The sequence below is a fragment of the Pseudochelatococcus lubricantis genome (genome assembly GCF_042432495.1).
GTDB lineage: Bacteria > Pseudomonadota > Alphaproteobacteria > Rhizobiales > Beijerinckiaceae > Pseudochelatococcus > Pseudochelatococcus lubricantis.
Genome location: NZ_JBHLXC010000003.1, coordinates 82797 through 93095 on the forward strand (window position 1 = coordinate 82797; position 10299 = coordinate 93095).

Sequence of the window (10299 nt, forward strand, 5' to 3'; positions counted from 1 at the left end):
CGCTACAGCTCCATGCCGTCGTTCGGGTCCATGGCAACCTGCCGGGCAATGCCCTGCACCTGGCGGATCATGCGCCGATTTTGCATGGCCTCTTCCTCAACTTCATCGGGCGGCGCGATCTCGAATTCGTTCTCGAGGGGCTTTTTCTTCTCCACGGGCTTTACGCGGCTGAGTTCAGGCTGCAATCGGCGTTCGGATTCGGTCGGATCTTCGTCATTGGTTCTCTGGTCGCCGTGATCCGTGGCGCCTTCCGGTCGCGCCGGGATCGGAAGCTTGGTCCAGTCGTCGGGCCGCGTTTCTTCGGGACCTTTCAATTCAGGCGGTGACAGAACGCGCTCGCGAAACCGGGCGTCCTCGTAATAGCGCGCCTTCGTCGCCCGGATCGGGGGGATGCCCGCCACCATGACGATCTCCTCATGTGGGGGAAGCTGCATGATCTCGCCCGGCGTCAGCAACTGGCGCGCGGTTTCCGAGCGCGAGACCATAAGGTGCCCGAGCCAGGGCGACAGGCGATGGCCGGCATAGTTCTTCATCGCCTTCATCTCGGTGGCGGTGCCGAGCGCATCCGACACCCGTTTCGCCGTGCGCTCGTCGTTGGTGGCGAAGCTGACGCGGACATGGCAGTTGTCGAGGATCGAGTTGTTCGGCCCGTAGGCTTTCTCGATCTGGTTCAGCGACTGCGCGATCAGGAATGATTTCAGACCGTAGCCGGCCATGAAAGCCAGCGCGGTCTCGAAGAAATCGAGCCTGCCCAGCGCCGGAAACTCGTCCAGCATCAGAAGGAGCCGATGCCGCCCGGCGTTCGCCTGCAGGTCTTCGGTCAGGCGACGGCCGATCTGATTGAGCAGCAATCGCATCAGCGGCTTGGTGCGGTTGATGTCGGAGGGCGGCACGACGAGGTAAAGCGTGACCGGCTGATCGCCTCCCACAATATCGCTGATGCGCCAGTCGGAGCGGCGTGTGACTTCGGCCACGACCGGATCGCGATACAGGCCGAGAAACGACATCGCCGTCGACAACACGCCGCTGCGCTCGTTCTCGGACTTGTTGCGCAGCTCGCGCGCGGCGCTGGCAACGACCGGGTGCGGCCCCGCTTCGCCCAGATGCGCGGTCTTCATCATGGCGCGCAACGTGGAATCCACCGGGCGCTTCGGATCGGACAGGAATTTGGCCACACCTGCCAGGGTCTTGTCGGGTTCGGCGTAAAGCACATGCAGGATGGCGCCCACCAGCAGCGAATGGCTGGTCTTTTCCCAATGGTTGCGCTTGTCGAGACTGCCTTCCGGATCGACGAGGATGTCGGCGATGTTCTGGACGTCGCGCACCTCCCACTCGCCGCGGCGCACTTCCAGCAGCGGATTGTAGGCCGAGGATTTCGGGTTGGTCGGGTCGAAGAGCAGCACGCGGCCGTGCTGCGAGCGGAAGCCGGAGGTGAGCTGCCAGTTCTCACCCTTGATGTCGTGGACGATGGCCGACCCCGGCCAGGTCAGCAGCGACGGGACGACGAGGCCGACGCCTTTGCCCGAACGTGTCGGGGCAAAGCACAGGACATGCTCCGGCCCGTCATGGCGTAGATAGTCCTTCTCGTAACGGCCGAGAACAACACCATCGGGATCGAGCAGGCCCGCCGCCTTGATCTCTCCTTTCCCGGCCCATCGCGCCGAGCCATAGGTGGCGACGTTTTTCGCCTCGCGCGCCCGCCAGACCGACATGCCGATGGCGACGGCAATGGCGATGAAGCCGCCCGATGCCGCGATGATCCCGCCCTTGGCGAAGATCGGCGGCGCATAGGCTTCGTAGAAATACCACCACCAGAAGATCGCGGGCGGATAATAGATCGGCACGCCGAACATCACGAACCAGGGCGGCCCGAGTTGCGCCTGATAACCGAGGCTCGAGGCGACATACTGGGTCGCGCCCCAGGTGGTGGCGAGGATGATGAGGAAGACGATGGTGATCTGTCCCCAGAGGATCTTGGTCGCGGACATTGCGATGGTCCTTTCTGGTTGAGGCTAAAGGCCGAGGGAGCGCTTGCGCCCGAAGTCCCAATCTACGCCGCCATCATCGCGGGCTACGCCGGAGACGTGACGGCCGATCTGTTTTTCGAGAGAGGGCGACCAGGGCACGAGCTGGAAGCCGAGGCCGTCGTCGATCATGGCGAAGCGGCCGGAGGCGAGCGCGAAACGCTGGCGATAGGAGCCGGCGACATATTCGCCGCTGGCTGCGCGCTCGAAGGACATGCCGGTCTCGGTTGCGAGCTTCTCGCCGAGGTTGTCGAGTTCGCGTTGGCGCAAGGTGCTGAGCAGCCGGCGCGCGAAGACGACGCGACCGCCCTGCCGCTCGGCAAAGCCCTCGCCGATCAGATGTTCAGCGCGTTCGTCCAGAGCCTGACGGACCTCAGCGCCGAAACCGCTGTCCGACAGCGCGATCGGATCGCGGGCGATGGCCTGCCGGTCGAGCCAGGTCGCGCCCGAGGCGCCGACTTGCGCACCAAGATCGAGATCGGCGCGGACGGCGAGCGCGACGCGGCGCTGCCCCTGCGGGTCCTCCCAGGATCGCAACTCGACGATGGAACCGGGCGGACTGTCGCCGGCGGCGTCGAGATGCGGCAGCTTGATGTGATGGGTCCGCCCGTCGGTGCCGTCGACCACGGCATAAGCGGTGCCCTTCAACTCGTCGTCGAGGCCGCGCTCGACCAGGCGGCCGATGACGGGAACGTCAAGGCTTTCGCCGGCGAGGACATAGCTGGCCGAGCCGCGTTCGATGCCGCGTTCGGTCAGGGCACGGTGCATGCGCTTGATGATGTCGCCGCGCTCGCCCAGTTCACGCAGGACCGCTTCGGCTTCGGGCTTGATGAACCATTGCGAGAGGCCGATCTCTTCGGCAAGCCCGCGGATTTCAAGGGTTCGCAGCCGCCCCACCTTCAGAGTATGAAACTCGTCCGGCTGGCGGTCGGGAAGCGGGGCAAGGTCGATGATGCCGGACTTGCCGGCGTCGCGCACAAGCTGCCGGTCGAGCTGCGTCCAGCGTTCCGCCTCGACCTGCCGCTCCAGATTGCGGTGGATCTCCAGATCGGTGCGGGGCCCGAGTTCCTGCGTGACCAGATCCTGCGCACGGGCGCGCATGCCCTCCTTGATGTAGTCGCGGGAAATCACCAGGTCCTGGCCATCGTCGGTGCGGCCGCGCAGGATGATATGGATATGGGGATTGTCGGTGTTCCAGTGATCGACGGCGACCCAATCGAGGCGCGTGCCGAGATCCTTCTCCATCTGCCCCATCAGCTCGCGGGCGTGATCCTTCAGATTGGCCATGTCCACCGCGTCTTCGGGCGAGACGATGAAGCGGAAATGATGCCTGTCGTCCTGGCACTTTTCCGCGAAAGCGCCGACATCCATGTCGTCCCTTTCCGGGCCGAACATCCGCGCCTTTTCCCCGTCGCGGGTCACGCCATCGCGGCGCAGATAATTAAGGTGTGCGCCGAGCGGAGCCGAGCGTGCCGTTTGGCGAACCACGCGGGTCTTGATGACGGCGATGCGCGAGCGTCCGGTGAGAAGCCGGTTGGCCTGGATGCTGGCGCGCTGACCGCGCCCGAAGCGTGAGCGGTTGCCCGAGGTGATCTTGCCGGAGCGCGAGACGCGTCCGCCGGCTTTCTGGGCGGCGGCGAGCGCCTGGGCGACAAAGGGCCTCGCCTGTTGCGCGCGGGTCGAGCGGATACGGCCCGGACGGATGCGGAACTCGTTGTCATCGGACATGGGGCGCCCCCGCACGGTGCAAATCATCAAGGAAAATCAGGAAGAGGAGCGCGCAGCGCACGGTGCGCGCCAGCGCCGCACGGTGCGGGACGCGCCGGAAACCTGAACAAAAACAACCGCCCGCCACAGCCGCACCGTGCGGCCTTTTATCTCGCCATCTTTCGGTCGTGGTGCCTGCCGCCACCCTCTGCGCCCTCCATGACACGCCAGCGCCCGATGGGATGCGAATTGCGGTGCCGCTGCTCATGGCCGGTCCCCACCGGCATCGCGGGCGACGAACAGCCCCTCCGACTGCAAGGCGGTGAGTGCGTCCGGTGCCGCCGGGACGAGCGAAGGGGCATCGTCCGGCGTGCGGTCGGGGGACGCGGGATCGGCAGCGGAAGCGCCGATTTCACGCGCGACGAAGAGCGCCGCCTCGCGCCAGTCGGGCGGCGGAGCGACCGTCGAGCCGCTGCCGGAAGGCCGCTCGCCGAGCAGGATCGGCGTCAAAGCAGCGACATAGGCGCGCGTCTCGGCAGGCAGCGGACGAGCCGTCGCGCGGTATTCATCGTAGCGACCGGGACCGGCATTGTAGGCCGCGAGCATCGCGGCGACATTGCCGTAGCGATCCCACATCTCGCGTAGGTAGGCGGTGCCCGCGAGGATGTTGTCGCGCGGCTCGAAGGGGTCGCGGCCGAGAGCATGGCGGATGCGCAGCTCCGCCCAAGTCGAGGGCATGACCTGCATCAGCCCCATCGCGCCGGCAGACGATATGGCGTGCATATTGCCCGCGCTTTCGACCTGCATCACGGCGATGATCCATGCCGCCGGGATGCCGAACCGCTGCGAAGCCTCTTCGATATGGGCGCCGTGCGGATGCACGGCGACGGCACGACCCATCACGGCGATCTGCGCCAGGCCGGGCAGCGGGGCAATGGCTGTGACGAACAGGCCGGAAAGAAGAAGGAGGAGGATGCGGCGGCGGGCGCCACATCTCCCCGAGGCGGGACGGATGCAGGACGTGACCATGATCACTCCTGCTCGTCGCGCTTCTTTTGGCGGGTCCAGTGCAAGCCCCAGTCGCGGCCGTCTTCGTCCGACTGGAACAGGCGGGCGCGGATCGGCTGCTGGAAAACTAGATCGTCGAGAAGCACGGAGACGAACGGTCCCGCGCGCTCGCCGGAATGTTTCCAGCCTGCGCCGACTTCCGGCCCATACTCATCGCCGAGATGGATGCGATAGGCAGGCGCCTTGTCGGCGTCCGCATTTTCCGACGGCGTGAAGGTCAGCTCGACGTCCAGCGAGAGCGTGCGGAGTCGCCCGGAATAGCCGGACGGGGTGCGGGTAAACTGGCCGATCTGTGCCATGGAAGGCTCCTTTCCTATGCGGTGGAGAAGACGCGGGACGGCTCAACGGCCCCGCTCTGGACGCGCTGTCACCGCATCGGCGCGCGCCAGACAAAGCGGCCCTCGCCGTCTTCGTCGGTGAAAAGCGGGATCGCGTGGCCGATCACCGCCGAGGCGGGGAACGGGCCGAAATAGCGGCCGTCGAGGCTGTCGCCGACGTCCGGGTTCATCAGGAACACTTCGCCCTCGGCGATGACGCGACAGCCCTGCCAGACCGGCAGGTCTCGGCCGAAGCTGTCGTGGTCGCGCGCCTCGCCGAGCGGAACGCCGTCGACGATAATGGCGCGGCCATCGCGGCACAGGCGCTGTCCGGGCAGGCCGAGAACGTGCTTCAGAAGCGGCACGTCGCGTGCGACGTAGCCGCGCTCGACCATAAACGAGGCGAAGGGTTCGGGTGGGATGACGGCGACCAGATCGGGCACCGCGATCCGGTCGTCGGGTGCGACAGTATAGAACCCGATCGGCACGCTGGCCGATGCGTTCCAGACCAGCCTTGGCGCAGTCGGAACGAATCCGGCAAAGGCGATCCCGAGCGTGGCAACCGTCGTCACCATGACATAGCGAAAGCGCGTCATGGGGCGATCTCCCGCCGCCAGAGCCATGCCTGATGACGCTCCGCGGTGTAGGGACGCGGCGCTTCGCCTGCGTTTATCCAGTGGGAGACGTGCCGCCAATGATCGGGATCGACTTGGGCCGGATCGACACCTATGGCCTCGATCCCGTCGACATGGCGAAGGACAGCCTCGACCTTCGGCCAGCCTTCGATCTTCAGCAGGATTTCGCCGCCTGGACGGACGAAGGGCAGCGTCTGATAGGACTGGCCCGGCGCAACCGCGCGCAGGATGTCGAGGCGCGAAATGATCGTGCCGTGGTCGTTCGCCGCCCAGCGGACGAACGCAAACACCGTGCCGGGATGGAAGAATACAACACGCCGGTTGCGATCGAGGATCTGCTCACCAGTCGCATGGCCGAATCTGATCCAGTATTCGGTCTTGCCTTCCACCCAGGTCAGTTCCGCGCGGGTCAGATCGCCGTCATGGGCGTCGATGCCGATCATGGGCGGTCTCCCCCTATGTCGGGAAACTCGCGCGCCAGCAGGTCGCGCAGCATGTCGGCGACGGTGATGCCGCGCTGGAAGGCCGCGATCTTGATGCGGCCGCGCAGCGCCGGCGTGATGTCCACAGTCAGCCGCGCCGAATAGGCGTCGGCGGTATCCGTGCGCTTTGGCGGCGCGTCGCCCGCCTTGATCCAGTTATCGGGATCGGCCGGGCGCGTAGCGAAGCTGCGCTTCTCGGTGCGCGCCGTCATGACGAAATTCCGTCATGGAATGGCAGCACGGTGGCGATGCGCGCCCGCGCGCACTCGGCCATGTCGGGGTCGATCTCGCAGCCGAGATAGCGCCGGCCGGAAAGCCGGCAGGCTTCCCCGGCCGCGCCGGAACCGGCGAACCAGTCGCCGACCAGGCCGCCTTCGGGGCAGCTCGTGCGGATCAGGATCTCCAGGAGCGCCGACGGCTTTTCGGTCGGATGGATGGCGCGGCCGTGGCAGTTGCGCAGGTAGATGACCGAGCGCATGAGGCGCGGCCCGCCGTCATGGCTGACATAATGGCCGGCGTCGATCTGGCCGGTATGGGGCGGGCGCTGCTTGCGCCGCACCGTGCGGGCCGTCGCGTCGGGCGTGGTCTGGACGTCGTTGTAGATGTCACGCCAAGCGGTCTCGGCGGGATAGAACTGGACGGCCAGTTCATGCACCCGCTTGAAGCGGTCGGCATGAAAGCCGGTGCCGTTCTGCTTTTCCCAGACGATCTCCTGCGCGATCCGCAAGCCGGCGTCAGTGAAGCGGTCGGCGGTCGCCATGAAGCTGCGCAGCGAGCCGAAGACCCAGAGCGAGCCGGTCGGCCTGAGGGCGGCGCGCGCCAGCACGACCCAGCCCTCGACGCGCCGATCCCAGGCGAGCGAAGTGTCGCCATAGGGCGGATCGGCGATGATCATGTCGTAGGGTGCGTGCCAGGGCATTTCTTCGCGGCAGTCGCCGGTAAGGATCGTCATGCCGATACCCTCCCGATCCCCAGCAGGCCGATCTCGGCGGCCAGGGCGGCAATCTCGCGCGCGGCGGGTGATCGGCGCCCGATCTCGCGGACGAGCCGCCCGGTCTGCGCGGCGTCGGCGAAGACGACGCGCTGGCCGATGGCGCTGGTGAGCACGGGAGGATCGTGGTCCGCCAGCGTCTCGGCGGTCTCGCGGGCGATGACGGTGCGGGCACCGCAGCGGTTGAGCACGAAGCGGGCAACGAGCTGGGGCCGGTAGATGCGCGCCTCCGCCAGGAGGGCGAGCATCTCCGCCGAAGCCCAGCCGTCGAACGGCGATGGCTGCACCGGGATCAGCACGAGATCGGCGGCGAGCAGCGCGGAGCGCATGAGGCCGGCGACGCGCGGTGGCCCGTCGATGACGATGCGATCGACATCGCGGGCGAGTTCGGGCGCTTCGCGATGCAGCGTGTCGCGGGCCAGGCCAACGGTGCCGAAGGCGCGTGGCAGGCCCTCACGCGCGCGTTGTTGCGACCAGTCGAGGGCGGAGCCTTGCGGATCGGCGTCGATCAGGGTGACGCGCTTGCCACCCTGAGCCAGTTCACCGGCAAGATGCAGCGCCAGCGTCGTCTTGCCGACACCGCCCTTCTGGTTGAGGAGCGCGATGATCATTTGCACCCCCCCGGCAGATCGAGAGGCAGGCGGGGTCTTTCTGCAGATTCAGGAGCCTCGGTTGCGCCTCGATCAGATGCCGGTCGAGGCGATGCCGGGGCGTCGGATGCCCTCTTCTTAGCGGCTCTACCAAGGCTTCTGGCGGTGTCGCGGATGAGGTTTTCCACATCGCGCGCGCGCTCTTCAAAGTTAGACTCTTTGTTAGACTCTAAGTTAAGGGCGCGATTTCCTGAATGGGTTCCGGGTGTTAAGCCCGGTTTCGGTTCCTGATAGCACGAGCCTCCGGTTCCCGATAGCACGATAGTCCGGGTTCCTGATAGCACGAGGCCATCCACAGGTTTTCCACAGGGCGCGACCGGCTCGAAGGCCAGCAGCATCCGCCCGCCAACCTCAGCTTCGAGAAACAGCGAATAGCCCGGCAGAGGCTGGCGCCGGATGATGTCGCGCAGCTCGAAGGCGAAGCGCTTGAACGGCGACAGGCTGCCGGATTTCTGGTGAAGGTGACGGAAATCGAACCGCCAGCCATCGCGCTGGCGGCCGCCGTGCTTGCGCACCAGGCGGTAGAGCCAGCGGTCGAGGCCGCCGGTGAGATCGAAATAGGTCCGGTCGATGGTCAGCACGAGCGCATCGTCGAGGACGGCTTGGTAGAACCAGTCCGGCACGATCATCTCGATGCCGTCGGGTCGGCCGTTGCGGTCGGTGCGCTCCTGCCATTCGTTGATCCACGAGAAACGATGACGGCGGCCTTCGGTCGGCTGGCGGATCGAGGTGGAAATCGTGGTCGATTGCAGCCGGTCGAGCGCCGCCTTCAGCCGCTGGTAGTCGCGAAGCGACGTGCCGCGCCCGACATAGGTGAGAATCTCATAGGGCGTGGCGGCCATCAGCCGGGAGGTGCGAAGCCCGGCATCGCGGGCTTCGACGATCTGGCTCGCGGCCCAGATCAGGATGTCGGCGTCCCAGATCGTGGCCATGCCATGATCGGGAACCGCCTCGACCCGGATGGTCACGCTGCCGGCAGCGAAGTCGATGGGCGCGATGCGCTTCGACTTGGCGAGGGAGAAGAAGGGATAGGCCATGAGATCCTGCGCGTCTCGTGGCGCGAAGTCGCCGGGGAGCGCCCGGAACAGGTCGAGCTGCCCGCGCTCAGAAAGGGATCGGCGTCGCACCGTCATGAAGGGAACCGGCTGCGATCAGCGGGCGTAACGACCGGCCTGCGGGCCGGACGGAAGCGACTGACGCTTGGCGGGCAGCACTGAGCCACGCGGATCGGAGGTGGAGGTCACCGCGCCGCGCTCGGTCCAGGCCTCGAGATCGTCGATGGCATAGACCACACGGCCGCCGAGCTTGCGATAGGCAGGCCCGGTTCCGTAGGTGCGGTGCTTTTCGAGGGTCCGGGCCGAGAGGCTGAGAAAGGTCGCGGCCTCCTTGGTCCGTAGAAAACGCGGCGGCAGGACGACGGGTTCATGTGGCATGATCGGGCCTCCGTGGGGTTGCAAGCGGCCGCTGCGGATCAGCGGCGGGCAATGACCACGGTGGCGCAGGAAGAGCGGCGAGTTGCAGGGCGAAGTTGGGGGGTATCGAAATCGCCCACCATCAGGGCAAAGGATCGCGTTATCGTGGGCGGCGATGACGAAGGAGTTTCCGATAACCGCCGGCGACCATGGAACGGGCGTCGCGCAGGAGTGCCTTGATGGCATGACGGGCCGAGGACGCCTGCCATTCGTCCCGCTCAAGCCGGCCGGTGTTCAGAAGAACCCGCGCGATCTCCTGCTGCGTGACGCCGGCCCGATGGCCATCGAAGGCCCGCAGCATCCGTCGGAGGCGTGCGCGTTGCTGGCGTGTCAGGCGCGTATCCGGCGGGATCGCGCGACCATGCAGGGCCGAAAGGAAGCGTTGAATGGCCTCGATCCGGTCGAAACCGGCGAGGCTGAGAGGGACGATGGCGACCGCGATCGCGTCCCCCTTGATGGCACCGTCGAAAATCTGGAGCTTCTGCCCGTTGCCGAGCGGAAAGTGAAACTCCGCACCTGCATTCTCGACCGCGTAGTCGATGCGCCAGTTCTGCGGAGTGACGTCAGCGCTGTCGCCAAGTTCCGAAGGGACCCCGGTCAGCACCACCACACTTGTGTCCTCCGCCGGGAGCCAAAAGACCGGCGCATCGGGTGGCGGGACCAACGGATCGACAGGGAAATCGCAACCCCCATCGCTGCCGGATCCGTTCGGTCAGCGGTTGGGGGTCTCCATGGTCGGCAATTGAGGCTTCAAAATCTGCGTCATAATCGTCATTGCGGCGCAGCCATTCCCAGGCCAGATCGGATGCCGTCAGTTCATCCAGATGGTCGTAGTGCGCCGACGAACGCCAAGTCGATGCGTCAGGGGTCATCGCGGCCTCCCGGGTCTACTCAAACGAATTGAGAAGGGTCAGGATTCCCGCACGCGTTGAATTGAGGAAGTCAGGCGATGG

General features: G+C 66.2%; 13 protein-coding genes. All 13 read right to left on the minus strand.

Annotated features, from left to right (window positions below):
* Window positions 1-2: 2 nt before the first annotated feature.
* Window positions 3-1988 carry a conjugal transfer protein TraG gene (locus ACFFJ7_RS10235; RefSeq protein ID WP_012092636.1) on the minus strand — a complete coding sequence of 662 codons (1986 nt, stop codon included), beginning with the start codon at window positions 1986-1988 and terminating at the stop codon, window positions 3-5.
* A gap of 24 nt (window positions 1989-2012) precedes the next feature.
* On the minus strand, window positions 2013-3752 hold the full coding sequence (locus tag ACFFJ7_RS10240; protein ID WP_037092212.1) for a relaxase/mobilization nuclease domain-containing protein: 1740 nt from the start codon (window positions 3750-3752) through the stop codon (window positions 2013-2015).
* A 243-nt stretch (window positions 3753-3995) separates the two neighbouring features.
* Window positions 3996-4760, minus strand: a complete 765-nt coding sequence (locus tag ACFFJ7_RS10245) for a lytic transglycosylase domain-containing protein (protein WP_012092634.1) — start codon at window positions 4758-4760, stop codon at window positions 3996-3998.
* 2 nt (window positions 4761-4762) lie between these two features.
* A complete protein-coding gene (locus ACFFJ7_RS10250) occupies window positions 4763-5098 on the minus strand; it encodes a DUF736 domain-containing protein (protein WP_066816297.1) in 336 nt (111 codons plus the stop codon).
* Window positions 5099-5166: 68 nt separating this feature from the next.
* The gene (locus tag ACFFJ7_RS10255) at window positions 5167-5712 is read right to left on the minus strand and encodes a S26 family signal peptidase (protein WP_012092632.1); all 546 of its coding nucleotides are present in this window, start codon (window positions 5710-5712) and stop codon (window positions 5167-5169) included.
* Entirely contained in the window at window positions 5709-6194 is a 486-nt protein-coding gene (locus ACFFJ7_RS10260) for a DUF2840 domain-containing protein (protein WP_012092631.1), read from the minus strand. Before ACFFJ7_RS10260 ends, ACFFJ7_RS10255 begins: the two co-directional genes overlap by 4 nt.
* Window positions 6191-6445, minus strand: a complete 255-nt coding sequence (locus ACFFJ7_RS10265) for a hypothetical protein (RefSeq protein WP_066816300.1) — start codon at window positions 6443-6445, stop codon at window positions 6191-6193. The genes ACFFJ7_RS10260 and ACFFJ7_RS10265 overlap by 4 nt, the downstream gene beginning before the upstream one ends.
* Window positions 6442-7185 carry a DNA-methyltransferase gene (locus ACFFJ7_RS10270; RefSeq protein WP_012092629.1) on the minus strand — a complete coding sequence of 248 codons (744 nt, stop codon included), beginning with the start codon at window positions 7183-7185 and terminating at the stop codon, window positions 6442-6444. The genes ACFFJ7_RS10265 and ACFFJ7_RS10270 overlap by 4 nt, the downstream gene beginning before the upstream one ends.
* Entirely contained in the window at window positions 7182-7835 is a 654-nt protein-coding gene (gene parA, locus ACFFJ7_RS10275; RefSeq protein WP_012092628.1) for a ParA family partition ATPase, read from the minus strand. Before parA ends, ACFFJ7_RS10270 begins: the two co-directional genes overlap by 4 nt.
* Window positions 7832-9007, minus strand: coding sequence for a replication initiator protein A (locus ACFFJ7_RS10280; RefSeq protein WP_039194769.1), 1176 nt, complete (start codon window positions 9005-9007; stop codon window positions 7832-7834). The genes parA and ACFFJ7_RS10280 overlap by 4 nt, the downstream gene beginning before the upstream one ends.
* A gap of 18 nt (window positions 9008-9025) precedes the next feature.
* A complete protein-coding gene (locus ACFFJ7_RS10285) occupies window positions 9026-9307 on the minus strand; it encodes a helix-turn-helix transcriptional regulator (protein ID WP_039194768.1) in 282 nt (93 codons plus the stop codon).
* A 139-nt stretch (window positions 9308-9446) separates the two neighbouring features.
* Window positions 9447-9956: a DUF2285 domain-containing protein gene (locus tag ACFFJ7_RS10290; protein ID WP_197057540.1), complete on the minus strand. Its 510-nt coding sequence runs from the start codon at window positions 9954-9956 to the stop codon at window positions 9447-9449.
* Window positions 9910-10218, minus strand: coding sequence for a transcriptional regulator domain-containing protein (locus tag ACFFJ7_RS10295; RefSeq protein WP_377592178.1), 309 nt, complete (start codon window positions 10216-10218; stop codon window positions 9910-9912). The genes ACFFJ7_RS10290 and ACFFJ7_RS10295 overlap by 47 nt, the downstream gene beginning before the upstream one ends.
* Between the last annotated feature and the right edge of the window lie 81 nt (window positions 10219-10299).